General features: G+C 64.9%; 24 protein-coding genes. 13 read left to right on the top strand and 11 right to left on the bottom strand.

Annotated features, from left to right (window positions below; all coding sequences use genetic code 11):
- Positions 1-565 (top strand): methyl-accepting chemotaxis protein (locus BLR71_RS12100; protein ID WP_245696428.1); only part of this gene is annotated, 565 nt, incomplete at its 5' end.
- Positions 566-980: 415 nt separating this feature from the next.
- Entirely contained in the window at positions 981-3,083 is a 2,103-nt protein-coding gene (locus BLR71_RS12095; protein WP_092526638.1) for a methyl-accepting chemotaxis protein, read from the top strand.
- 71 nt (positions 3,084-3,154) lie between these two features.
- Here the strand turns inward: BLR71_RS12095 and BLR71_RS12090 are convergent, their stop codons facing one another.
- The gene (locus BLR71_RS12090; RefSeq protein ID WP_092526635.1) at positions 3,155-4,081 is read right to left on the bottom strand and encodes a LysR family transcriptional regulator; all 927 of its coding nucleotides are present in this window, start codon (positions 4,079-4,081) and stop codon (positions 3,155-3,157) included.
- Between the two features lie 159 nt (positions 4,082-4,240).
- Between BLR71_RS12090 and BLR71_RS12085 the strand changes: the two genes are divergently transcribed.
- The gene (locus tag BLR71_RS12085) at positions 4,241-5,017 is read left to right on the top strand and encodes a ferredoxin--NADP reductase (RefSeq protein ID WP_092526632.1); all 777 of its coding nucleotides are present in this window, start codon (positions 4,241-4,243) and stop codon (positions 5,015-5,017) included.
- Positions 5,018-5,200: 183 nt separating this feature from the next.
- Here BLR71_RS12085 and glnK read toward each other — a convergent pair whose 3' ends face one another.
- The 3 genes from glnK to BLR71_RS12070 form a co-directional block, all read right to left on the bottom strand.
- Positions 5,201-5,539: a P-II family nitrogen regulator gene (gene glnK, locus BLR71_RS12080; protein ID WP_092526629.1), complete on the bottom strand. Its 339-nt coding sequence runs from the start codon at positions 5,537-5,539 to the stop codon at positions 5,201-5,203.
- A gap of 144 nt (positions 5,540-5,683) precedes the next feature.
- Positions 5,684-6,934, bottom strand: coding sequence for an ammonium transporter (locus BLR71_RS12075; protein WP_092526626.1), 1,251 nt, complete (start codon positions 6,932-6,934; stop codon positions 5,684-5,686).
- A 112-nt stretch (positions 6,935-7,046) separates the two neighbouring features.
- Positions 7,047-7,385: a P-II family nitrogen regulator gene (locus BLR71_RS12070; protein WP_092526622.1), complete on the bottom strand. Its 339-nt coding sequence runs from the start codon at positions 7,383-7,385 to the stop codon at positions 7,047-7,049.
- Positions 7,386-7,731: 346 nt separating this feature from the next.
- On the opposite strand from BLR71_RS12070, the gene BLR71_RS12065 reads away from it, so the two are divergent.
- Entirely contained in the window at positions 7,732-8,127 is a 396-nt protein-coding gene (locus BLR71_RS12065; RefSeq protein ID WP_092526619.1) for an accessory factor UbiK family protein, read from the top strand.
- A gap of 90 nt (positions 8,128-8,217) precedes the next feature.
- Positions 8,218-9,726: a YifB family Mg chelatase-like AAA ATPase gene (locus BLR71_RS12060; RefSeq protein ID WP_092526616.1), complete on the top strand. Its 1,509-nt coding sequence runs from the start codon at positions 8,218-8,220 to the stop codon at positions 9,724-9,726.
- Between the two features lie 60 nt (positions 9,727-9,786).
- Here BLR71_RS12060 and BLR71_RS12055 read toward each other — a convergent pair whose 3' ends face one another.
- From BLR71_RS12055 to BLR71_RS12045, 3 genes are all read right to left on the bottom strand, one after another.
- Positions 9,787-10,884, bottom strand: coding sequence for an aminotransferase class I/II-fold pyridoxal phosphate-dependent enzyme (locus BLR71_RS12055; RefSeq protein ID WP_092526612.1), 1,098 nt, complete (start codon positions 10,882-10,884; stop codon positions 9,787-9,789).
- 122 nt (positions 10,885-11,006) lie between these two features.
- The gene (locus tag BLR71_RS12050; protein WP_092526608.1) at positions 11,007-11,543 is read right to left on the bottom strand and encodes a hypothetical protein; all 537 of its coding nucleotides are present in this window, start codon (positions 11,541-11,543) and stop codon (positions 11,007-11,009) included.
- Complete coding sequence (locus BLR71_RS12045; protein ID WP_092526605.1) at positions 11,540-12,526, bottom strand: alpha/beta hydrolase; 987 nt, start codon at positions 12,524-12,526, stop codon at positions 11,540-11,542. The genes BLR71_RS12050 and BLR71_RS12045 overlap by 4 nt, the downstream gene beginning before the upstream one ends.
- Positions 12,527-12,757: 231 nt before the next feature.
- Here BLR71_RS12045 and BLR71_RS12040 point away from each other — a divergent pair, with 231 nt between their 5' ends.
- A complete protein-coding gene (locus tag BLR71_RS12040; RefSeq protein WP_092526602.1) occupies positions 12,758-14,941 on the top strand; it encodes a malate synthase G in 2,184 nt (727 codons plus the stop codon).
- Positions 14,942-15,201: 260 nt separating this feature from the next.
- Positions 15,202-15,615 carry a PaaI family thioesterase gene (locus BLR71_RS12035; protein WP_092526600.1) on the top strand — a complete coding sequence of 138 codons (414 nt, stop codon included), beginning with the start codon at positions 15,202-15,204 and terminating at the stop codon, positions 15,613-15,615.
- 55 nt (positions 15,616-15,670) lie between these two features.
- On the opposite strand, the gene BLR71_RS12030 is transcribed toward BLR71_RS12035, so the two are convergent.
- The gene (locus BLR71_RS12030) at positions 15,671-16,042 is read right to left on the bottom strand and encodes a DUF423 domain-containing protein (RefSeq protein WP_092526597.1); all 372 of its coding nucleotides are present in this window, start codon (positions 16,040-16,042) and stop codon (positions 15,671-15,673) included.
- Between the two features lie 146 nt (positions 16,043-16,188).
- Here BLR71_RS12030 and thiS point away from each other — a divergent pair, with 146 nt between their 5' ends.
- The 3 genes from thiS to trmB are packed head-to-tail and all read left to right on the top strand — an operon-like array spanning position 16,189 to position 18,090.
- Positions 16,189-16,389, top strand: coding sequence for a sulfur carrier protein ThiS (gene thiS, locus BLR71_RS12025; protein ID WP_092526594.1), 201 nt, complete (start codon positions 16,189-16,191; stop codon positions 16,387-16,389).
- 42 nt (positions 16,390-16,431) lie between these two features.
- Positions 16,432-17,229: a thiazole synthase gene (locus BLR71_RS12020; RefSeq protein ID WP_092526591.1), complete on the top strand. Its 798-nt coding sequence runs from the start codon at positions 16,432-16,434 to the stop codon at positions 17,227-17,229.
- A 60-nt stretch (positions 17,230-17,289) separates the two neighbouring features.
- Positions 17,290-18,090, top strand: a complete 801-nt coding sequence (trmB, locus tag BLR71_RS12015) for a tRNA (guanosine(46)-N7)-methyltransferase TrmB (protein ID WP_092526588.1) — start codon at positions 17,290-17,292, stop codon at positions 18,088-18,090.
- On the opposite strand, the gene BLR71_RS12010 is transcribed toward trmB, so the two are convergent.
- Entirely contained in the window at positions 17,988-19,184 is a 1,197-nt protein-coding gene (locus BLR71_RS12010; RefSeq protein WP_092526585.1) for a DMT family transporter, read from the bottom strand. The genes trmB and BLR71_RS12010 overlap by 103 nt on opposite strands.
- Positions 19,185-19,305: 121 nt before the next feature.
- On the opposite strand from BLR71_RS12010, the gene BLR71_RS12005 reads away from it, so the two are divergent.
- On the top strand, positions 19,306-20,214 hold the full coding sequence (locus BLR71_RS12005; protein WP_092526581.1) for a LysR family transcriptional regulator: 909 nt from the start codon (positions 19,306-19,308) through the stop codon (positions 20,212-20,214).
- A gap of 405 nt (positions 20,215-20,619) precedes the next feature.
- The gene (locus tag BLR71_RS12000) at positions 20,620-21,621 is read left to right on the top strand and encodes a 2-hydroxyacid dehydrogenase (RefSeq protein ID WP_245696427.1); all 1,002 of its coding nucleotides are present in this window, start codon (positions 20,620-20,622) and stop codon (positions 21,619-21,621) included.
- 218 nt (positions 21,622-21,839) lie between these two features.
- On the opposite strand, the gene BLR71_RS11995 is transcribed toward BLR71_RS12000, so the two are convergent.
- Positions 21,840-22,757, bottom strand: coding sequence for an AEC family transporter (locus BLR71_RS11995; RefSeq protein WP_092526575.1), 918 nt, complete (start codon positions 22,755-22,757; stop codon positions 21,840-21,842).
- A gap of 113 nt (positions 22,758-22,870) precedes the next feature.
- On the opposite strand from BLR71_RS11995, the gene BLR71_RS11990 reads away from it, so the two are divergent.
- A complete protein-coding gene (locus BLR71_RS11990) occupies positions 22,871-23,380 on the top strand; it encodes a hypothetical protein (RefSeq protein ID WP_092526572.1) in 510 nt (169 codons plus the stop codon).
- Between the two features lie 90 nt (positions 23,381-23,470).
- Here the strand turns inward: BLR71_RS11990 and BLR71_RS11985 are convergent, their stop codons facing one another.
- Positions 23,471-24,574, bottom strand: a complete 1,104-nt coding sequence (locus tag BLR71_RS11985) for an extracellular catalytic domain type 2 short-chain-length polyhydroxyalkanoate depolymerase (protein WP_245696426.1) — start codon at positions 24,572-24,574, stop codon at positions 23,471-23,473.
- Positions 24,575-24,577 lie beyond the last annotated feature (3 nt).

The following is a 24,577-nucleotide window of genomic DNA, read 5'->3' as shown; positions in this document are numbered from 1 at the left end:
CAGCGAGATTGTCACGCTGATGGACGGCATCGCCTTTCAGACCAACCTGCTGGCGCTGAACGCCTCGGTCGAGGCCGCGCGTGCCGGCGAACAGGGCCGCGGTTTCGCGGTGGTGGCCGGTGAAGTGCGTCAGCTGGCCGGGCGTAGCGCTGATGCCGCCAAGCAGATCAAGGGGCTGATCGATACCTCGAGTGCGCGTACCGAAGAGGGTGCAGCCCAGGTGCGGGCCGCCGGCGAGACCATGGACGAGATCGTCGCCAGCGTTACGCGCGTCACCGACGTGCTGGGTGAGATCACCGCTGCCACCGGCGAGCAGAGCGACGGCATCGGCCAGGTCAACGTGGCGGTGTCGGAGCTTGATCGCATGACCCAGCAGAACGCCGCCCTGGTCGAGGAATCGACCACCGCCGCCGAGCAACTCAAGGACCAGGCCGACCGGCTCACCGAGGCAGTCGCCGGTTTCACCCTAAGCGAGCAGGCCCAGGCCGCGCAGGGTGGGGCACTGCCCCGGCTCGACGATGCCGGTGGAGCGTCGCGTCGGCACGCCAGTCTCGGCTATGCCTGACCGCTAGGCGCCATTTTTCTTCCTAGGAGGGCCCCAGCCGGGGCCCTCTGCCTCATCGTTGAGTCCTCTCTACCTTTCTCTGACCTCGATGGTTGGTGTCAATCGCCTTCGTCGCCTATCGCGTCGATGCTCGCTGCATGGCGTGCTTGAGCGTGGCGTGTGCCTAAAGTCGCGTGCATCGACGCCGATAGACGTTGTGTGTAAGCCAAGGGTGAAAGTGTCTGCCCCGTCGCTCTCGGTTCATGAGGTGAGCTTTTCGTTGTCGCTACTCAAGGCGTTACCAGAGTCATTACGTGAGCGGTTTCTTGAGTCGTTACTCCGGCTGAGCCGTTGGGCAGTGCTCCAGTCCCCCTTGTCTTGCCCAACTGCCTGAGCATCGCATCCTGTTACCCACGCCCTGAAGAGAATAAAACTAATGCGCTTCAAGTCCCTACGTTCCTTCGTCACCCTTTTGGTGGGGAGTTGCATACTGATTCTGGTAGCTGCCTTGGTGAGCTACTCAATGATTGCCAACTCCCGATCCCAGGCGCTCATTGAAGACAGAGCCAGTGAGCTGTTACGCGACAACGCCCGAGAGCGTTTGTTGGTGCTGGCCGAGGCCCAAAGTCAGGATATTCAGCGTCGCCTCGAGCGTGCCTTGCTGCTGGCCGAGCAACTGGCCGATACCAATGCCCTGATGGGCCAGCGCGATGCAGAGGGTCTGCCACGCCTGAGCCTTGGCCGTCATGAACTCTCGAACCTGACCCACAACCTGGTCGTTGAGAACCCTGATTTGCTGGATGCCTTCATAGGCTGGGAGCCGAATGCGTTTGGCAACGATGCTGTTTTCGCCGGCAAAACCGACGAGGGCTACGACGGCAGCGGCCGTTTCATGCCCTGGTGGTACCGAAGCGGAGAAGGGCAGATCGAGGTATTGCCGCTGGGCGGCAGCATGGAAAGTGAGGAGCGTAACGCTGAGGGCATTCGTGCCGGAGAGTATTACCTCTGCCCGAAGGAAACCAAGCGCCCCTGCATCATCGACCCGCACTATTACGATTATGGCGGTGAGCGCTATCTAGTGACCTCCTTCAACGTGCCGATCCTTGTCGATGGTGATTTTCGCGGCGTTGCCGGTGTCGATCTGGACGTGCATTTCCTGCAGGGCCTGCTGGAAAAGGCCAATGCCGGGCTCTACTCGGGCGCCGGGGAAATGAGCTTGGTTGGCTCACGCGGCGTGCTGGCAGGCGCCACGGCCGATGCTGCGGGGCTTGGCAAGCTGGCCGACGAGGTGCTCGGCGAGGGCATGCAAAAGCGGCTCACGGCGGCCCGTGACGCCGGTGAGGCGGTCTTCGTTTTTGATGAGGCGCAAAAAAGCTTCGAGGTAACCCAGCCTTTCACTATCGGGGACAGCGGTGAGACCTGGGTATTGTCGATGACGCTCCCCGAGCAGGCGGTCATGGCTGGGCTTATCGACCTGCATGACGAGCTCGCCGGACAACGCGATGCGGACCTGGTTGGCATGCTGCTGATGGGGCTGGTGATTGCGCTGCTCGGCCTGCTGGCGAGCTATGTGGTGGGCGGCAGTATCGCCCGGCCGCTGCGCCAGCTCGCCGAACGCATGGGTGACATCGCCTCCGGAGAAGGTGATCTGACCGTCCGCCTGCCGGTTCGAGGGCGCAACGAGACCGCTGAGCTCGCTACGCAGTTCAATGCCTTCGTCGAGAAGATCAACGATGTGCTGCTCGACGTGCGCGACAGCAGTGAATCGGTGCGGATCGCTGCCACCGAAATCGCCGATGGCGGCCAGGACCTTTCGCGGCGCACCGAGAATGCGGCGTCCAGCCTGCAGCAGACGTCGGCCTCCATGGAAGAAATCACCAGCACCGTCGAGCACACCGCCGAGGCTTCGCGCCAGGCCGATGGGCTGGCCGAATCGGCGTCCTCGGTGGCTCGCCAGGGCGGTGAGGCAGTCGGCAAGGTGGTCGACACCATGCAGGGCATTCGTGATTCCTCGGCGCGGATCAGCGAGATCATCACTGTCATGGATGGCATCGCTTTCCAGACCAACCTGCTGGCGCTGAACGCCTCGGTCGAGGCGGCGCGTGCCGGTGAGCAGGGCCGTGGCTTCGCAGTGGTGGCCGGCGAGGTGCGTCAACTGGCGAGTCGCTCCACCGAGGCGGCCAAGCAAATCAAGGGCCTGATTGATACATCGAGCGCGCGTACCGAAGAGGGCGCGGCCCAGGTGCGCGCCGCCGGCGAGACCATGGAAGAGATTGTCGCCAGCGTTACGCGCGTCACCGACGTGTTGGGCGAGATCACCGCTGCCACCAGCGAGCAGAGCGATGGTATCGGCCAGGTCAATCAGGCGGTGTCGGAGCTCGACCGCATGACCCAGCAGAACGCCGCCCTGGTCGAAGAGTCGACCACTGCCGCCGAGCATTTGAAGGACCAGGCGAATCGGTTAAACGAAGCGGTGTCCGGGTTCACCCTTCGTGACCGTCAAGAGCGGCCGGCCCTGGCCGCCCCTCAAGAAGCCTGAGCACGAGCCCGAGGCCTGGCATGCGCTGGTCTCGGCGCTTCAAAGGATGACCTTTAAGCGCTGTGTAACCGTTAGGGCGTCAGGGGCAGTGGAATTTCATCGCTGCGCTGGACGCCCGCCGTCATCTGCCGGCACAGCTTCAGGTATTCGCGCATACCAGTGGTCAGGTACTTGTGACGATGCCAGATGAAGGAGAACTGGCGACGCAGGTCGAGCTCGGGGGTGAAAAGCTCTACCAGGCTACCCCGCCTGAAGGCATCGCGCAGAGCCAGGCGCGATACGCAGCCGATGCCCAGGCCAGACTCCACTGCCCGCTTGATCCCCTCGGTATGCTCGAGTTCCAGCAGGATGTTGAAGCGCCCACGGCGATGGCGGGCGGCGTGCTCGAGCGTCAAGCGAGTGCCTGAGCCCCGCTCGCGCATGATCCAGTCCTCCCGCAGCAGTTGATCGATGTCCAGCGCCTCGCTTCCCGCCAGGGGGTGATGGGGTGCACAGAACACCACCAGTTCATCCTCCACCCAGGGCTGCATGACCACGGACTCGTTCTGGCAGTCGCCCTCGATCAGTCCCAGGTCAAGCTCATGGTGCGCCACCCGCTCGATGATACTGCGGGTGTTGCCCACCTGCAGGCGCACCCGGCTGTCCGGGTGCGCCTTGAGGAAGTCGCTGATCAAAAGCGTGGCCAGGTAGTTGCCGATGGTCAGCGTAGCGCCGACATCCAGCGAGCCGATGCCGCGCTGCCCGCGCAGTAGCTCCTCGATCTCCTCGCCCCGGTCGAGCAGCGCCACCGCCTTGGGTAGCAGCTGAAAGCCTAGGGCGTTGAGCTTCAGGCGCTTGCCGACCCGGTCGAGCAATTGACAGTCGAACTGGCGCTCGAGCTCTGAAAGCGCGGTGCTGGCGGCCGATTGGGACAGGGCCAGCTCCCGGGCCGCATGGGAGACGCTCTCATGCTGGGCGACGGCGACGAAGACTTCGAGCTGGCGCAGGGTATAGCGCATGGTCACACTCCGCTGGGGCTATATCGGTATTATAGATAAGTGTTATCCATACAAACCATTTAACAGATAGGTTGCCGATGCTTAGACTTTACTCATTGATCTTTACGGCGATGTTATTCGTTTTTGGAATAGCCGCCTCGAACCCATAAGGAGTCGGTCGTGAGCAAGTTTGCCCTGGAAGAAGTCTTGAGCGTCCACCACTGGAACGACACCCTGTTCAGCTTCAAGACCACCCGCGAGCGCAGCCTGCGCTTCAAGAACGGTCAGTTCGTGATGATCGGCCTCGAGGTCGATGGCAAACCGCTGATGCGCGCCTATTCGATCGCCAGCCCCAACTACGAGGATCACCTTGAGTTCTTCAGCATCAAGGTGCCCGATGGCCCGCTGACCTCACGCCTGCAGCACCTCAAGGTCGGCGACCAGATCATGGTCAGCCGCAAGCCCACCGGCACCCTGGTCACCGATGACCTGCTGCCGGGCCGCAACCTCTACCTGCTGTCCACCGGCACCGGCCTTGCGCCCTTCATGAGCCTGATCCAGGACCCGGAGGTGTACGAGCGCTTTGAAAAGATCGTGCTGATCCACGGCGTGCGTACCGTCAGCGAACTGGCCTACGCCGACTTCATCACCAAGGAACTGCCTGCACACGAGTATCTGGGCGAAGAGATTGCCGAGAAGCTGGTCTACTACCCGACGGTGACCCGTGAGGAATTCCACACCCAAGGCCGCCTGACCGACCACATCCGCAGCGGCAAGCTCGCCGAGGATACCGGCCTGCCAGCGCTCGATCCCAAGCAGGACCGCGCCATGATCTGCGGCAGCCCGGCGATGCTGGACGAGTCCAGTGCCCTGCTCGACGATCTCGGCTTCAAGATTTCTCCTCGCCTGGGTGAGCCCGGCGACTACGTGATCGAGCGTGCCTTCGTCGAGAAGTAAGCCCGCGCTCTGGCGTTGCAAGCCATAAGTTTGAAGTTGTAAAAAACCGCCCCCAGGCGCAAGCGTCTGGGGGCGGTGCTGTTTATGATGACTTCGAGCTTCGAGCTTCGAGCTTCGAGCTTCGAGCTTCGAGCTTCGAGCTTCGAGTTTCGAGCTTCGAGCTTCGAGCTTCGAGCTTCGCGCTTAAACCGCGTCCTTGTCGGTCTCGCCGGTACGGATACGAATGACTTGCTCCAGCGGCGAAATGAAGATCTTGCCATCGCCGATCTTACCGGTGTTGGCCACCTGGGTGATGGAGTCGATCACCTGCTCGGCCATGGCGTCATCTACGGCCACTTCGAGCTTCACCTTGGGCAGGAAGTCGACCACGTACTCGGCGCCACGATACAGCTCTGTGTGGCCCTTCTGGCGGCCGAAGCCCTTGACCTCGGTGACGGTGATGCCCTGCACCCCGATCTCGGAAAGCGCTTCCCGTACGTCGTCGAGCTTGAACGGCTTGATGATGGCGGTCACCAGTTTCATGGTCATTCTCCTTGCATTCGTTGGCGCGGGGCGAAGGGGCATATCCCGCAGACATACACCCAAGCATACACCGCACCGAGCGGGAATAAAAAAGGCCCCCGTTAGGGGGCCAGGGGAGCACGCCAGCTCACTCGGTGTGTCGCCTCATTTCTTGGCGACGGAAAACTCGGGGTAGGCTTCCAGGCCGCACTCGGCCAGGTCAACGCCTTCGTATTCTTCTTCTTCGCTGACTCGAATGCCCATGACGGCCTTGAGGATCAGCCACACTACCAGGCTGGCCAGGAAGACCCAGGCGAAGATGCCGGCGATACCGATGATCTGAGCGCCGAAGGAGGCACCGTCGTTGGACAGCGGCACCGCCAGGACACCCCAGATGCCGACCACACCGTGCACCGAAATGGCACCAACCGGGTCGTCGAGTTTCAGTTTGTCGAGGCTGACGATGGAGACCACCACGATCAGGCCACCGATGGCGCCGATGAAGGCAGCGCCCAGGGCAGAGGGCGACAGCGGATCGGCGGTGATGGCCACCAGGCCAGCGAGGGCGCCGTTCAGGGCCATGGTCAGGTCGGCCTTGCGGAACCACAGCTTGGCCAGGATCAGGGCCGCGATCACGCCGCCAGCCGCCGCGGCGTTGGTGTTCACGAATACCTGAGCCACGTTGTTGGCGGAAGTCGCGTCGGACAGCTTCAGCTCAGAACCACCGTTGAAGCCAAACCAGCCCATCCACAGGATGAAGGTACCCAGGGTCGCCAGCGGCATGTTGGCGCCAGGAATGGCGTAGATGGAGCCATCCTTGCCGTACTTGCCCTTGCGCGGACCCAGTACGATCACACCCGCAAGTGCTGCGGCCGCACCGGCCAGGTGCACGATGCCAGAACCGGCGTAGTCGGAGTAACCGACCTCGGCCAGCCAGCCGCCGCCCCAAGTCCAGTAGCCAGACACCGGATAGATGAAGCCCGTCATGACCACGGCAAAGGCCAGGAAGGCCCACAGCTTCATGCGCTCGGCGACAGCCCCCGAGACGATGGACATGGCGGTCGCCACGAATACCACCTGGAAGAAGAAGTCAGAACGCATTGAGTAGTAGGGCGCGTCGTCACCGCCAGCAGTGATGGCGTCCAGGGTGTTTTCGCTACCGATCAGGAAGCCCAGGTTCGGCAGGAAGCCACCGGCGCCGCTGGAGTACATGATGTAGTAGCCAACCACCAGATACATGGTGCAGGCGATGGCGAACAGGACAATGTTCTTGGTCAGAATCTCGGCGGTATTCTTGGAACGGACCAAACCAGCTTCAAGCATCGCAAAGCCAGCGGCCATCCACATCACCAGCACGCCGCAGATGAGGAAGTAGAAGGTGTCGAGCGCGTAAGTCAGCTCTGATAGTTCGATCATAGGGTACTCTCCTAGGCCAGCGCTGCCTTATGTCGTTGTGACGCTGACGGTGGTACTCGCGTTATGGGGTTAGGATGTTATGCAAAAGTGCCCTGCGTTTGGGCGAAGCGGCTCAGACCGCGTCGGCACCACGCTCGCCGGTACGGATGCGGATCACATCCTCCAGTGGGGTGACGAACAGCTTGCCATCGCCGATCTTGCCGCTGTTGGCGGCGTTGCGAATGGCCTCGAGAACGCTTTCCAGTCGTGAATCATCGACAGCGATCTCGACCTTGACCTTGGGTAGGAAGTCGACGACGTACTCGGCGCCCCGATAGAGCTCGGTGTGGCCTTTCTGGCGGCCGAAGCCTTTTACCTCGGTCACGGTGATGCCCTGGACGCCGTTGTCGGCCAGCGCCTCGCGGACATCGTCGAGCTTGAACGGCTTGATGATGGCAGTGATGAGTTTCATTCCGTGTCTCCCACTGAAAGGGGTTGTCGTTGGCGTGCTTTCACTTTCTTGGTGGTGCGTAACCAAGGCTTAGCGCATAGCGTGCCACTTCCTGTTTAATTCCAATAAATCAATAAGATGTAAGGTTTCTTCCGCTTGGGGGAGAAATGACCTCGCAATGCAGCATGCGTTTGCGCACTATTTTGGTGCCAATGCATTCCGGCGGTGCGCTTGCCGGGTGCATTAAGCGCCCGGCAAGCGCACTACAGAGGATTAGGTATTGGAGGGGCGGAGAGTGCATGCGTGATCGCCGTGCCTTGCGTATCCTGTTACCAGCCATCGACATTGACCGACAGGAGTGCGACCCATGGTGACGAATGATCGTATTAGCCGTCTGGCCCAGCAGCTCGGCGAGCGCCTGCAGGGCGCCTCCCACGCCCCCGAGGAGCTGCAGCGCAGCGTTCAACAGGTGGTGCGAAGTGCCTTCGAGCGCATGGAGCTGGTGACCCGCGAGGACTTCGACATCCTGATGGATGTACTGCAGCGCACCCGCTCACGGGTCGAATCGCTGGAGAAACAGGTGGCCGCGCTGGAGGCCGCCATCGAGCGCGATTCCTCGGCGCCTGCTGAAACGCCGCTGGCAGCCGAAGCCGCAGAGGTTGCCCCTGAGGCGCTGGATGAGTCGCCGTCCGGCGAAGCGTCCCCCAGTGATGACAAGGCGGCTAAGCCCTCCGCCGACAAGAAGTCCCCGGACCAGCACTGAGGCCCGCACTGTCATCTCAGTGTCAGCGACAGGTAGCCATGTCTTGCGCTAGTGTCTAGGAAGAGACACTGAGCTACGCAAGGAACGCGTATGACACTGGCGATCATCTCGAGTCGGGCGAGTCTTGGCCTCGAAGCCCCGGAAGTGCTGGTTGAAGTGCATCTGGCCAACGGCCTGCCGGGCCTGACCCTGGTCGGCCTGCCGGAGACGGCGGTCAAGGAAAGCCGCGAACGGGTGCGCAGCGCCCTGGTCAATTCCCAGCTCGAGTTTCCCAACACGCGGCGCATTACCCTCAATTTGGCGCCTGCCGACCTGCCCAAGGAAGGCGGGCGCTTCGATTTGCCGATCGCGCTGGGCATCCTGGTCGCCTCCGACCAGCTTCCCGCCGAATCCCTGACTGATCTGGAATGCTTAGGCGAGCTGGCGCTCGACGGCCGCTTGCGGCCGGTGCCGGGGGTGCTGCCCGTGGCGCTTGCCACGCGGGCGCGTGGCCGCAAGCTGATCGTGCCCCGCGCCAATGCCGATGAGGCCGCGCTGGTGAGCGGCCTCGAGGTATTGCCCGCCGACCATCTGCTCGAAGTCGTCGCGCACCTGGTGAAGCAGACGCCGCTGACGCCCCATCGCCTATCAAGCCCGTTGCCGCCTGCTGCGGTCAGCGCCGATCTCGCCGAAGTCCGCGGCCAGCATCAGGCGCGCCGGGCCCTCGAGGTGGCGGCCGCCGGCGGGCATAACTTGATGTTTGCGGGGCCGCCCGGCACCGGCAAGACGATGCTGGCCAGCCGTCTGCCGGGCATTCTGCCGGCGCTTTCCGAGAATGAGGCGCTCGAGGTGGCGGCGATTCGGTCGGTGTGCGGGCTTGGATTGCGCGACAACTGGGGGCAGCGGCCCTTTCGCGCGCCTCATCACACGGCAAGTGCCGTGGCGCTGGTGGGCGGAGGTTCGAAGCCGCGCCCCGGTGAAATCTCGCTTGCCCATCACGGGGTGCTGTTTCTGGATGAACTGCCGGAGTTTTCCCGCCATGTGCTCGAAGTGATGCGCGAGCCCATGGAGTCCGGGCAGATCCATATCGCCAGGGCCAGCCAGCAGCGCAGTTACCCGGCCGGCTTCCAACTGGTCGCGGCCATGAATCCTTGTCCTTGCGGCTATCTCGGTGACCCGCGGCGGGCCTGCCACTGCACCGCCGCACAGATTCAGCGCTATCAGGGGCGGCTGTCCGGGCCGCTGCTCGACCGTATCGATCTACAGGTCGAAGTCCCGGCGCTGGCGCCCGAACAGCTGACCTCGAGTGAGCCCGGCGAGGACTCGGCCACGGTGCGGGCGCGGGTGATCGCCGCCCGGGCCCGACAGGCCGAGCGCGGTGCCCTCAATACCCATCTGCCGGGGCGCGAATTGGAAGCCGCTTGCGCCCTGGAAGCCGCCGACAGAGCCTGGCTTGCCAGCGTGCTCGAGCGGCTATCGCTCTCGGCGCGGGCCTATCACCGGGTGCTGCGCGTGGCGCTGACGCTTGCCGATCTTGCCGGCGAACCTCGCCCCGGACGAGCCGAGTTGATGGAGGCCATCGGCTTTCGCCAGCTCGACCGGCTGTTGAAGCGGGGCTAAAAAGAGCGGCAGTCAGCGCCACTTCAGGTGGCGGGATCGACTCGGCCGCTGGCAGACGTCTCAGCCGTTGGTTAGGGCCTCTTCCAGTGCGGTCAGGCGGCCGGGTACCAGGGCGTCTTCGACGGCGCTGATGCGCAGCACATGGCCAAGCGCCGGATGGGGTGGGCGGTGAATCAGGCTGCCGGCGGCCAGCAAGTCGCCATGCACCCGGGCGGCTAGCTCGGCGTCGGGCAGCCGCACGGCGATGAAGTTGGTGGCGCTGGGCAGCACTTCGGCACCGAGCCCGCGCAGGTGCTCGGCCAGGCGCTCGCGGCGCGCGATTACGGCGTCGATATGCTCGCGGGTCTCGTCCGGGTGGTCGAGCAGGGTCTCGGCGGCGGCCTCGGCAAGCGACGACACCGCATAGTGAATGCGGACCTTCATCAGCATCTCAAGCGTTTCGGCCTCGGCCAGGGCGTAGCCGATGCGTAGTCCGGCCAGGCCATGGGCCTTGGAGAAGGTGCGCACGCGGATGACTCCAGGCAGCACGGCGTGGCGTGCCGCATCGGCGCGGAAGTCGTGATAGGCCTCGTCGAGCAGCAGGGTGCAGCCCTCAGGCAGCGCATCGCGCAGCGCGGCGATGGCGTCATCGTCGTGCAGGTGTCCGCCGGGATTGTCGGGATTGGCCAGATAGACCAGCCGTGCGTCTTCGCGGGTGGCGGCCTCGGCCAGGGCGTCCAGGTCAGGGGCGAGCAGGCCGGGCGCTTCCCGGTAGCGGGTCTCGATGATGCGGCAACCCTGGCCGGCGGCGAAGTAGCCGAAGGTGGGGTAGCTACCGGCGCTGGTCACCACCGTGGTGCCGGCGGGCGCCACGGCGCGCAGCGAAAGGGCCAGCAGGCTGTCGGCGCCGGCATCGACCAGCAGGTTGTCCAGCTCGACCTCGAGCGCCGTGGCGAGTCGCGTGCGCACGCCCATGGCGCCCGCGTCGCCGTAGCCGCGGGCCAGCTCACAAAGCGCCGTACCGAAGCGGGCCTCGAGCGCCCGATGCGGCATGTCCAGGCCCTCGTTGGAGCCCAGGCGGTGGGGGATCTCGCGGCCCAGGCGGCGCTCCAGCGCCTTGATCCCCGGGAAGGGGTTGGCGGGGCCGTCGCGGTAGAGGTGGTCGGCGAAGCGGGGCATGCGGGCTCTCCTTTCAGGCGGTGTGACGATTGTGGCGCCAGAGGAGGAGCGACTCAACTGTGCAGGCCCAGGCAATGAGGCAGGCTTCGCTGGTCCGTTTGAGCGAGTGAAAGTTCGAGCGCTTAGAGCGCGGTGGTGTCGAAGGCGCCGCTTACCACCCGTTGCCAGCGGGTCTCGTCATCGCCCGGGTGGCGCAGCGCCAGCGTCAGCCGGTAGGGCAGCAGGTCGCGGTCCGAGAGGCTCAGCTTGGGGCCGTCGGGTTCGAGCCGGCTTTCCAGCAGCCAGAGGTTGGCGTTATCGCTTTTACGCGTGCTTTCGGGCGCGGTCATGCTCGGCATCCAGTCGAGTACCTGCGGCCCTTGGGGCGCGGCCAACAATGCTCGCGACAGGCTCTCGCCAAAGCGCTCAGCGGTTATGCCGAGGCTGGCGTCGACCACGGGCTCGTCCAGCAGCAACACGATATCCTGATCCGCGCTGGAGTCGGCCGGCGACCAGGCCGGCTGCGCCAGAACCAGTGCGGCGGCGCGGTCGCTGAGCCCCAGTAGCGCCTGGCGCAGGGTTTGTGGCCCCTCGGGCGTGCTGGCGCAGCCGCTTATCAGCCAGACAAGGGTCAGCACCGTCAGGCAGGCTTTCAACGTGGGGCTGATGCGGTATCTCATACCGAGGGTTCCTGAGTCATGGTGGGGCTCGTCTCTAACTGAGCCAGGAAGGCCTCTAGCTCGGCAAACATGCTCTGACGTATCGCCTCGGCTTCATTGACCAGGTGATGGCGCGCTTCGGGGTGGCGATGGACGATAGCGCGAGGAAACTTGACGCTCAGCACTTCCAGGTTCCACTGCCAGTCGACGGTCAGGTCCTGCTCGCCCTGTAGGATCAGCACGGGCAGCTCGCTGGGCGGTAGCGCCAGCAGGCGCGGCATCCAGCGGCGCATGGCGTTGATCCAGCTCACCGGCAGGCGGTCGGGCTGCAGGGGATCACTGTCCTTGAGGAAGGACGTGAAATCGCTGTCGGTGGAGTTGGCGGTAAAGCGCCTGGGCAGGCTGCGCAGAAAGGGCCCGGCGAGTAGATGCAGCCAGCTCGACTGCGACCAGCCGAAGGGCCGGACCAGCGGCGCCAGCAGGGCGAGCCCCGCCCAGTGGCTGTCAGCCCCCTGGCGCAGAGCATCGGTGGCGAGAATCGCCGCGCCGGTACTCTGGCCGATGCCGACCCAGGGGCGCGGTGCCAGGCCGCGCAGCGAAAGATGATCCTGCAGTGCGCGCAGGCACAGCCCGTAGTCGTCGAAGTCCTCGATGGTGGCCCGAGGGCCGCTGGACAGGCCATGGCCGGGCAGGTCCCACATCACCACGCGCCAGCCGCGATTGAGCAGCAAGGACAGCAGGTGACGGTAGAGCCCCAGGTGGTCGAAGTAGCCATGCACCACGAAGGCCGTGCCCTTGGGTTCGGCGGGGCTCCATACCTGCGCCCAGAGACGGAAGTTTCCGGCCTCGATGAAGCCCACGTGCAGGCCGACATGGTCGGCGAGCAGATGCGATAGCTGGTAATGCTCGAGATATCGGCCGAGGGTCCCGGTATGAGGTGGGCCACCGGGGGCGCCTGCGCGTTCCATCGGCCCAAGCGCCTGCAGTGATGCGAAGTCGGTCATCAATCTCTCCCTAGTGCTCACATGCTAGCGCTAGCGGGGGGCACAAGCCATATTTGTAAACGACGTTTCTCATCATTTGGTCGGGACGTTGAGGACAACCGACGAAATATGGGTTAGCATCAGCTCGAGAATATTTTGGAATTAATTTCCACAAATGGACTTCCGTGCCGACGAGAGGGTGCTCGCCACGGCGAGCCTGGCCGGTTGGTCAGCGTATATCAGGAGATCCCCATGGTTGAACGCGTTACCCGCCACCGTCTTCAAGTGGCCCGCGAGCTGGATAGCTTCATCACCGATCAAGCCCTGCCGGGCAGCGGCGTCGACGCCGAGGCCTTCTGGGCCGGCGTCGATGCCCTCTTTGCTGATTTGACACCGCGGAACCGGGAATTGCTCGCCGAGCGCGAGCGCCTGCAGCAGAAGCTGGATGCCTGGCACCGTGAGCATCCCGGTCCGGTGAGCGATATGCCGGCCTATCGGGCCTTCCTCGAGGAGATCGGCTATCTGGTCGATGCACCGAAGACCGTCAGCGCCACGACCGCCAATACGGATCGCGAGATCGCCGTTCAGGCCGGTCCGCAGCTGGTGGTGCCGGTCAGCAACGCCCGCTATGCCCTGAATGCGGCCAATGCGCGTTGGGGCAGCCTCTACGACGCCCTTTACGGCACCGATGTGATCAGCGAGGAAGACGGTGCCGAGAAGGGCACCAGCTATAACCCCAAGCGTGGCGCCAAGGTGGTGGCTTACGCGCGTGGCGTGCTCGACCGGGCCGTACCGCTGGCGACCGGTTCGCACCGCGATGCCGTCGGTTATTCGCTGCGTGACGGACACCTGCTGGTGCGTCTCGAGGGCGGCCGCGAGACCGGCCTCAAGGACCCGGGCAAGCTGATCGGCTATCAGGGCGAGGCGAGTGCACCTACCGCCATCCTGATGGCCAACCATGGTCTGCATCTGGAACTGCAGTTCGATAGCAGCCACCCGATCGGTAAGACCGATCCGGCCGGCGTCAAGGACCTGGTGGTCGAGGCCGCCCTGAGCACCATCATGGACTGCGAGGATTCCGTGGCCGCGGTGGATGCCGAGGACAAGGTCGGCGTCTATCGCAATTGGCTTGGGCTGATGCGCGGCGACCTCGAAGAGCAGATCGAGAAGGGCGGCAAGACCTCCATTCGTCGCCTCAATGCCGATCGCGACTATCTGACCCCTGATGGCTCCTCGCTGAGCCTGCACGGCCGCTCGCTGATGCTGGTGCGCAACGTCGGTCACCTGATGACCACACCGGCGATTCTCGATGCGGAAGGCAACGAAGTGCCGGAAGGCATCCTCGACGCCGTGGTCACCGGACTGCTGGCGCTGCACGACCTGAAGAAGGCCGACGGCGTGGCCCGCAACTCGCGCAGCGGTTCGGTCTACATCGTCAAGCCGAAGATGCACGGCCCGGACGAGGTCGCTTTCTCGAGCGAGCTGTTCTCCCGCGTCGAGGACCTGCTGGGCATGCAGCGGGACACCCTGAAGATGGGCATCATGGATGAGGAGCGTCGCACCTCGGCCAATCTCAAGGCCTGTATCCACGAGGCCGCCTCCCGCGTGGCCTTCATCAACACCGGCTTCCTGGATCGCACCGGCGACGAGATGCACACGGCCATGGAAGCCGGGCCGATGATCCGCAAGGGCGACATGAAGGGCAGCAAGTGGATTGGCGCCTACGAGCACAATAACGTGCAGGTCGGTCTGGCCTGCGGGCTGCGCGGCCGCGCTCAGATTGGCAAGGGCATGTGGGCGATGCCGGATCGCATGGCCGCCATGCTCGAGCAGAAGGTCGGTCACCCCAAGGCCGGCGCCAACACTGCCTGGGTGCCGTCGCCCACCGCCGCTGTCCTGCACGCCCTGCACTATCACCAGATCGACGTGCACGCCGTTCAGCGTGAGCTCGAAGACAAGGGCGAAGCCGATCTTCTCGATGACCTGCTGACCGTGCCGGTGGCCGAGACGCCCGACTGGTCCGACGAGGACATCCAGCAGGAGCTCGACAATAACTGTCAGGGCATCCTCGGGTACGTGGTGCGCTGGGTCGAGCACGGCACCGGCTGCTCCAAGGTGCCGGACATCCACAACGTCGGCCTGATGGAGGACCGCGCCACCCTGCGGATTTCCAGCCAGCATATCGCCAACTGGCTGCACCATGGCGTGGTGAGCTCGGATCGCGTGCAGGAGACCCTCGAGCGCATGGCGCGGGTCGTCGACGAGCAGAATGCCGATGACCCGGACTACACGGCGATGAGCGCCGACTTCGCTGCCTCCAGCGCTTTCCAAGCCGCCTGTGACCTGGTGTTCAAGGGCCGGGTACAGCCTGCGGGCTACACCGAGCCGCTGCTGCACCACTGGCGGGCGGTGCACAAGGCGAAGGCCGCTCACTGACATCGATAGCCTCGCCTGGCACCGTCAGAGCTGCGCCCTGAGGCCAGGCCGAGAGAGCAACTGACGACAGCAAGGCCTCGGAACCTGAGTTCCGGGGCCTTTTTGCGTGGCCAGATGGCGGCTCGGTTTGCCACCCATGAAGGGGCCTTGGGGCTGGGCGTGCGGTCTGCCAATAGGCTATCTTGGGCCCGATAGCCGTTTATCATCGGCACACCGCATGGGAACATCTCATCGCAACGTCTCGCCGCAGGGAGCCCGCCATGACCGTGATGTCCGCCGCCGCCATCGAAGAATTCCTCGACGAGGCCTTTCCCCATCGCCAGGGCACCATCGAGGGGGTCGATGAGATGCGTGCGACCATGAGCCTCGCCATCGAAGACGAACACCTGCGCCCCGGTGCCAGCGTGTCCGGGCCGAGTATCATGGGGCTCGCCGATGTCTGCCTGTACGTGGCGATTCTGGCGCAGATCGGCCCAGAGGCGATGGCCGTGACCACCGACTTCAACTGCCACTTCCTGCGCCGGGCCCGGGGCGATCGCGACCTGATCGCCAACGCGCGGATCGTCAAGCTGGGCCGGCGCCTGGCGGTCGGCGAGGTGGAACTCTACTCCGCCGGCGACGAGCAGCCGGTGGCGATCGTCACCTCGACCTATGCCCTGCCCGACGGCGACTGAATGCTGGGGCTCTGTTCCCACGCCTAAACATCAGCCTAAGCCCACGACCTAAAACCTAAGCCCGCCAGGCGCTGACGCCCAGTGCCAGCCAGCCGAGGATCAGGCACAGGCCGCCAAACGGGGTGATCAGGCCAAGCAGCGTCACGCCGCTGAGTGCCAGCGCATACAGCGAGCCCGAGAACAGCAGGATGCCGAGCATCCACAGCCGAATCACCGCCAGCTGGCCGGCGCGTGGCAGACTGGCTCGCCAGGCCAGCACACCGAGAATCGCCAGGGTGTGCCAGGCCTGGTAGCGAACCCCGGTTTCGAAGGCCGCCAGCAGCTTGGGTGCCAGGGTATCGCCCAGGGCATGGGCGCCGAAGGCCCCGGCCATCACCGTCAGTGCGCCGCTACCGGCGGCCGTCATCCACCATCGCCTGTCTTGCATGCTGCTCTCCTGTTTAACTTGCCTGTTTCGTTTGGGGCCATGGGGCCGTGCGGTTGCAGTTGGCGCCGATGCCGGGATTACCGTACCCGGAGCGCCGTGAACAGGCTACAATATGGGCCCTTTAACCAGCCTGTTGAGAGGGTGCCATGCAGATCCAGCTCAATGGTGAAGCCAAGCAGTTGGCGAGCGAGACCACCGTCGGCGAGTTGATCCTGGCCCTGGACTTGGCCGGTCGCCGGATCGCCGTCGAGGTCAACGAAGAGATCGTGCCCCGCAGCCAGCATGCGGCGACCCGGCTCGGCGAAGGTGATCGCGTTGAAATCGTGCATGCCATCGGCGGCGGCTAGCCGGCGCTTGCACCGCCTGCCAGTCACATTCGAGGAGACCAGATGTCTGAACGTATCGAAGATCAACCGCTGACGATTGCCGGCCGCGAGTTCGGCTCACGCCTGCTGGTCGGCACCGGCAAGTATCGCGACTTCGACGAGGCGTCCCGCGCGATTGCGGCCAGCGCCGCCGAGATCGTCACCTTCGCGGTGCGTCGCACCAACTTGGGGCAGGACGCCGACGCGACCAATCTGCTCGATGTGATCCCGCCGAGCCGCTACACCCTGCTGCCCAACACCGCTGGCTGCTACACGGCGCGCGATGCGGTGCGCACCTGCAAGCTCGCCCGCGAGCTGCTCGATGGCCACAATCTCGTCAAGCTCGAAGTGCTCGGCGATGACGGCACCCTCTACCCCAACGTGGTCGAGACCCTCAAGGCCGCCGAGGAACTGCTGGCCGATGGTTTCGACGTCATGGTCTATACCAGCGACGACCCCATCGTTGCCCGTGAACTCGAGCGCATGGGCTGCGCGGCGATCATGCCGCTGGGCTCGCTGATCGGTTCGGGCCACGGCATCCAGAACCCGCACAATCTGCGCCTGATCGTTGAGCAGAGCCAGGTGCCGGTGCTGGTGGATGCCGGCATCGGCACCGCCTCGGATGCGGCCCTGGCCATGGAGCTTGGCTGCGACGCCGTGCTGATGAATTCGGCGATCGCCCATGCCCGCGACCCCGAGCGGATGGCCAATGCCATGCGCCAGGCCGTCGAGGCCGGTCGCGAGGCCTTCCTGGCCGGTCGCATGCCGCGCCGCCAGAGCGCCGAGCCGTCCTCGCCCTTCGCCGGGCGCATCAACGGCTGATCAGCGGCGTCGACTGACGACCGCTTTACTTATGACTAACGGATACCCGACCGCCGCCGTATGAACGACGACCGCACCCCGACGCCCGACACCGCCGCCGCTCAGGCGGATGACGCCGACCCGGCGACCCAAGATGCCTCCGCGCCAGAGCCGGCAACGCAAGACGAGGCCGCGCCCCTGCATCGCCGCGGCATCAAGAGCTACGTGCTGCGAGCCGGGCGCATGACGCAGGCCCAGACGCGCGGTCTCGAAGAGGTCTGGCCGCGCCTCGGCCTGACGCTGGATGATGGCCCCCAGGACCCGGCGACCCTGTTTGGGCGCCAGGCGCCGCTGGTGGTGGAGATCGGCTTTGGCATGGGCGGCTCCCTGATCGAGCAGGCCGAGCGCCATCCCGAAACGGATTTCATCGGCATCGAGGTTCACGCCCCGGGCGTGGGCAAGCTGCTGGATGAGGCCGACAAGCGGGGGCTCACCAACCTGCGGGTCTACCGTGAGGATGCTTTGCGGGTACTCGACGAGTGCCTGCCCGAGGCGAGCCTAGATCGCCTGCAGCTGTTCTTCCCCGACCCCTGGCCGAAGAAGAAGCATCACAAGCGCCGCATCGTTCAGCCGGCCTTCGTCGAGCTGGTGCGCGGTTGCCTGAAGCCCGGCGGGACCCTGCACATGGCCACCGACTGGGAGGCCTATGCCGAGTGGATGGCGGAGGTGATGGCGCAAGCGCCTGGCTATCGCAATACCGCCCCCGCCGAGAGTGCGCCCTATGTGCCGCGCCCCGACTTCCGGCCTTTGACCAAGTTCGAGGCCCGCGGCGAGCGGCTCGGCCATGGCGTCTGGGATCTGATCTTCGCTCGCGAGGCCTGAGCCTCGCCCACCGGCTGGGCCTGGGTTTGGTGGAGCTGAGGAACCTCTTGGTGCGCCCGCTCGCCATCGAGGTCGCCACCGCCCTGGGCTCTCCAATGGGAGGTCTCCATGTCGGCTTGATAGGGCGTCTGGCCCGCTACCTGGTCAGATGTCCGTGTCGAGGTCCCTGGGCGAGAGCCCAGCGCCATCAGTACGCCGATGGTGGCCACCGCCATGCCCAGCCAGCCAAGCTGCCCTGGTAATTCATCGAACAGCACGGCGGTGAAGCCAATCGTCACGGCCGGCGTCAGATAGATCAGCGTCGATAGCCGCGCCACCCCCAGGCGCCCCAGCCCGACCACGAAGAAACCGTAGCCGCCGAAGGTGGCAAGCCCCACCAGCCAGGCCATGACGGTGAGCGTCTCGGCATCCATCGTCGGCGGCGTCATAGGGCTGCCAGCGGCCAGCGCCGCGGCGAAGAATACCAGCGTAGCGGCCATGAGCTGGGCGGTCAGGCGCGCCATCAGCGGCAGCTTCACTCGTGGCGTCGAGGTCATGACGCTGCCAAGCGTGACCGCCGCGACGGCCAGCACCGGCAGGGCATAGGCCCAGGCCGGAGCCCCACCGACCCCTTGCACGTCATCCATCACGCACAGCCCGGCGCCGAGGGTGGCCACGCCCATGCCGATCCAGCGGCCGCGACCGTTCACTTCCCCCAGCCACAGGCCGGCCAGGCCAGCGGCGGCCAGCGGCTGAAGTGCCCCCACCAGCGAAGCCACGCCGGCACTGACACCCTGTTCGACGGCCACCAGCATGGCCAGCAGATAAAGGCCCACGGTCAGGCTGCCGATGGCCGCCTCACGCCCCAGTGAACGCCAAGCAAGCTGCTCGCGCAGGCCCCTCGGCCCCGCCTGTGCGGCCCAGATCAGGGCGGCGATCAGGGTTGCCAGGGCGAAACGCCAGGCGTAAAGGGACAGTACCGGGGTATCGACGGCGACCGCGAGGCGGCTGCCGACGAAGCCACTGCTCCAGCAGAGTACGAAGCCCGCCGCGATGGACAGGGTCCCGAGTGGTAGACGGTGAGGGAATCCAGGTGTCGATGAGTGCAGTTGCATGATGTCTCCTTACGCATCATCACATCCCAGGTGTTCAGCGGTCGTCGGCGATGATGGCGCGGCCATTCTCGGGCGACTAAGGTGTTAAGTGAATCGATTAAATTTGTAGTGAGCCTTCAATATGTCTGAAGTCGTGGCCAGCGCTCTGGATCTCGAGTCGCTGCGTAGTTTTATGGCCGTCGCGCAGCTTGGCACCCTGGCGGCAGCCGCCGAGCAGCGGCATCGCACGGTCAGTGCAATCAGTATGCAAATCAAGCGCTTGGAAGAGCGTCTTGGCACGCGGCTGTTGATTCGCAGCGCTCGCGGCATGACCCTGACGCCCGCCGGTGAGTCGCTGATGCGCGAGGCCCGCGCCCTGCTGTCTCAGCATGATCGGCTGCTGGCCCGCTTCACCGGTCAAGGGCTGTCCGGCAGGGTGCGCTTCGGCATGCCGGAAGACTTTGCCCGCGAGCTGGTGGGCCAGATCCTGCCCGAGTTCATGGCCCAGCATCCGGACGTGCTGCTCGAGGCGGTGACGGCGACCAGCGGAGAGCTGGCCCGGCGGCTCGAGCGTGGCGAGCTGACCTTGGCACTGCTGCTCGATCGCGCGCATCGACTCGAAGGTGGCCAGCCGCTGTGGCGAACGTCGCCGGTTTGGGCCGCCGCGCGGGAATATGTTCTCGATCCGACTCAACCCCTGCCCTTGGGCCTGCACCCGGTGGATTGCCCGTACCGGGCAATCGGGGTCGAGGCTCTGGAGGCCGAGGAGCGTGCCTGGTACGCAGTTTTCACCAGCACCAGCGTTCATGCGCTGGAGACGGCGGTTGAGGCGGGTCTTGCCATCAGCGTGCTCGACCGGGAGCGGCTGACGCCGGCGATGCGCGAGCTGGGGCCGGCGGACGGACTGCCGGCGCTCACCGGCGGCGAGACGCAGCTTCATATCAGCAAGCGCATGTCGGCGGCCTCGAAGCCGGCGGTGGATGCCCTGGCCGCATTGCTCCACGAACGTCTCTATCAGCGCGGCCTGTGGCGGGAGCGGGGCGCTCGTTGAGGGGGCGTTGAGGGGGGCTTAAGAGAGCGCTGAGAAGAGGCAGACCATGTAGGCGGTGAGAGTGGTGATGAGAGTGGTGATGAGAGGCGAGCGAATCGGCCAAGCTTGACGGAGGACAAGGCGAGCCCCATCGATGCCCGGCACAATGGCTCCATTGTCTTGAAAGGCAGGCAAAAAAAAGCCGCCCGAGAGGGCGGCATTAAGACCGTGACTAGCTTGATGAGGAGAAACCATGGCAGGGAACCTGACATTCTCTGCATGGTAAGTGGCACTTGGCGAGCGCCACACCTGAAATATAAGCATTCTCATTTGAGCGGTCAAGCGAAACGAGAATATTTTTCAAAAAGAACCTTGGCGCCAGGTCTAGCGGCAGGTTCTTATCAGTTTCTTCACCTGGAGGTGCCCGTGCCCCGCGTTGCCGTGTTCAGTGCTCAGCCCTACGACCGTCGTTTCTTCACCGAGGCGTGTGCCGGTCGTGATATCGACCTCCAGTTCCATGAGGTGACCCTGACGCCGGACAGTGCAGTGCTGGCTCAGGGCGCCGATGGCGTCTGCGCCTTCGTCAACGACCACCTGGATGCCGAGGTGCTAACAGCGCTGGCGGGGTTTGGCGTCCGCTTCATTGCCATGCGCTGCGCCGGTTTCAACAACGTGGATCTAGCGGCCGCCGAGCGCCTGGGGCTCGCGGTGGCAAGGGTACCGGCCTATTCACCGGAAGCGGTGGCCGAGCATGCCCTGGCACTGCTGCTGACGCTCAATCGCCGCACCCACCGCGCCTTCAACCGGGTGCGCGAGGGCAACTTCATGCTCGAGGGGCTTCTCGGCATGACGCTTGCCGGTAAGACGGTGGGCCTGATTGGTACCGGGCGCATTGGCATTGCCACCGCGCGTATCTTCCGCGGCTTCGGCTGTCGGCTGCTCGGCGAGGACCGCTACCCGAACGACGCCTTCCAGGCGCTGGACGGGGAGTACGTGTCTCGGGAGCGGTTGCTGGCCGAAAGCGATGTGATCAGCCTGCACTGCCCGCTAAACGATGACACTCGCTATCTAATCGATGAGCAGGCGCTTTCCCTCCTCAAGCCCGGGGCGATGCTGATCAATACCTCTCGGGGTGGGCTGATCGATACCCGGGCCGCGATCGCCGCACTCAAGACGCGGCGATTAGGAGGCCTGGCCATCGATGTTTACGAGCAGGAGACGTCGCTGTTCTTTCGTGACCATTCCGGCGACATCATCGATGATGATGTTTTCCAGCGCCTGACCACCTTCCCCAACGTGCTGATCACCGGCCATCAGGGCTTCTTCACCGTGGAGGCACTCACCGAGATCGCCGAGGTGACGCTTGCCAACATCGATGCGATGAGTCGCGGTTTGCCCTGCGCAAACCGGGTCACCCAGGAAGGCTAGGCCATGTCTGAAAAGTACTGCGCTCGCCCATACGGCGTTAAAAATTGGCTCAAGATGCTCATTTACACCCCGTAAACTCCGCTCTTTCTCCAATTTTTGCCTTGTCTGGCCTTCGCTCGTCGACTTTTCAGATAAAGCCTAGGGCGACTCGGGGGAGAGAGCATGGCGGGCGGGCCCCGCCAAGCGCGCCGTCAGCCAGCACTCATGCAGGCAAGCGGCTAGCCAATCACCAGGCCCAGCCACAGCGGCAGGGTCAGCATGGCAAGCAGCGTCTGGGCGGTGATCAGCGCCGCCATCAATTCGGCATCGCCGCCCAGCTGGCGGGCGAGGATATAGGCCGAGGTGGCCGTCGGCAGGGCGGCAAACAGCAGCGCCACGTCGCGACTGATGGGGGGCAGGCCCAGCAGCAGGGCAAGGCCCAGCACCAGCGCCGGCATCAGCACGAGCTTGATGACCGTGGCGGCCCAGACGCCGGCCGAGAGCCGCATCAACACCTGAGGGCGCAGCGCGACCCCCACCGCCACCAGGCCCAGCGGCAGGGCGGCTCGACCCAGCAGGCTGACCGTCGCGTCGCTCCAGCCCGGCAGCCCGATGCCGCTAAGGTTGAGCGCGATACCCGCCAGGCAGGCCAGTATCAGCGGGTTGCGCGCCAGGGCGGTAAAGCTTTTGCCGAGGCTGGAGGGCCCGAGCGTGCCGGCGGCAACGAAGGCGGCAACGCACAGCACGTTGACCACCGGCACCATCAGCGCCACCGCCACGGCGGCCACCGTGGCACCGGCGCTGCCATGCAGGGCGGCGGCCCCGGCCACGCCGACATAGGTATTGAAGCGCAGCGCCCCCTGGAAGGCCGAAGTAAAGGCCGGCTGGCTCAGCGATAGCCAGCCGCGACCAATCCATAGCAGCAGCGCGAAGGCGATCATCGCTCCCAGCAACACCAGCGCCAGGCGCACCACGGGCACCGAGCCGACCTCGGCAGTGGCCAGGGTCGACACCAGCATGGCAGGGAACAGCAGGTGATAGATCACGCCCTCGAGGCGCGTCCAGAAGTCGCCGCCGGGCCATCGCACAACGCCCAGCAGCGCGCCCGTCAGAATCAGCAGGAATAGCGGCCCGAGTGCCTGTTCGACGCTAGTCATGGCGCCTCCTCATCCTTGTGGTCGCCCTGCGACATTCCCGCCCAGGGCGTCAACGGCAAATGCTGATAAGCTTAACCTTTTAGAGACGCTTTGGGAGTGCTGCTTTCGCCGCCATGAACTCTTCCCCTCATGCTCAGGACGATGATGCCCCGCGCTCACCCCTGCTCAACCTGCTGATCATGGTCACCCTGGCCACCGTGGTGGTGGCCTGTTGGTATCTGCTGGATTATTACCTGCGCGACAGCCAGAGCGACGTGACCTGGTATCCCCCCACTGGTGCCTGCGACCTGCACGAAGGGCCCTGCGAAGCCAATCTTGGCTTTGGCGGGCGGCTGGTGTTCGGTGTCGGCAACGACCTGGTGCCGATGAAGACCCTGCCCCTTACGGTGGCCCTAGAAGGCCTCGACGCCAAGGCGGTCACCGTGGAATTCGTGGGGCGCAACATGCCCATGGGGCTGCATCGCTTCCCACTGAAAAAGGTGGGGCCGGGCACCTTCGTGGGAGAGGGGCAAATCGGTTTTTGTACCGAGAAGGTGATGCCCTGGCGTGCCCAGGTGGTGGTCGAAAGCGATAAGGCACGCCGCGGCAGCTGGTTCGATTTCGAGGCGGTCAGCCTACGCTGAAGGAATCACCGGCAAGGGGTGGGCGCTTGGTTGATCTGATATGGCGCCGCTGTCGCTGACCGACTGGCAGTAGCAGGCGCAGGGCAAGGCCTAGTCGTTGTGTGCAGCGCTATCGGGATTGCCGAGCAGTTGTCGCACCATCTTTACCAATCCCGTCAATTGCTTGCCGGCACGGCTGTCGTGCTGGGGTTGCGGCTGCCAGAGGCTTTCCGCATAGCCCCACCAGTCCCAACAGCCCAGCGGGTTGGCCAGGCTAGCGGTCGCCTGCGGGTAGAGCACCACCAGGTCATGATGACGGGCCCAGTGGTTGAGGCCCGTGTCGCGCACGAAGGCCTCGCCAACTTCGGCGGCATTCATGCGGCAGCCGTGCAGAGCGACGACCAGCCGGCAGGCCTTCTCGGTTTCGCAGGCTTGCGGCACATAGAGATAGCCCTGTTCGGCCAGGTCGTCGTCGAAGGCTGTCTGGTCGAAGGCCAACAGCTGCCCGGCTGATGGTGCGGCCGGGGAGGCTACTTCCTTTCCTTCTTCACCTGCCTCACTCTCTACACCTTCCATGCCTGTCTCGGCATACAGCCAGCCAAGCGCCTCGCCGGCCCCGTCGAGGCCGCAATCCAGCAAGTAGGGCGCGCCACCTTCCCGACAGTCGGCGAGCTCTGCCGAATCGGGCAGGACGCGGCCGTCCACCGGCCAGCCGTGTCCGGCGTCGTCCTGGTGCACCACCTTGAGCTGCGTTTCGGGGGCGCTGAGCCAGTCTCGGTACTGCTCGGCGAGCATCTCGCCCAGATCGGGCTCAACGGTGGTATCGGCACTGCCATGCCAGAGGTAAACCCGCTGATCGGCCAGTGCCTCGGCCTCGCCGACCAACCCCTGAGAGCGGTAGTCCGACAGGCGTGCCTGCAGCGCATCGCGCTCAGGTAGCCCGCGAAGGGTCGACATGCACTGGCCCAGGGCGCGACTCAACTCGCCCTGGGCACAGCCCCAGGGGCCAGCGGCAAACACGGCGAGGCGCTGGAAGAGCACGGGGTAGGCGACGGCAAGCTGAGTGGCCATGTAGCCACCGGAGGAGACACCCATCACGCTGGTTGCGCTGGGGTCGAGGGTCAAGTCGGGAAGGGGAGGAGGGGCGTCGTCAGAGGCAAGCGCTGGGCCCGCAAGGCCCAGCGCCAGAGCGGCAGTGAAGCGTGCCGCTCTCATCCT

Origin of the sequence: Onishia taeanensis (assembly GCF_900100755.1) — a bacterium.
GTDB lineage: Bacteria > Pseudomonadota > Gammaproteobacteria > Pseudomonadales > Halomonadaceae > Onishia > Onishia taeanensis.
Note: the sequence above shows the minus strand (reverse complement) of the source record. Positions and strands in the feature narration are given on the sequence as shown.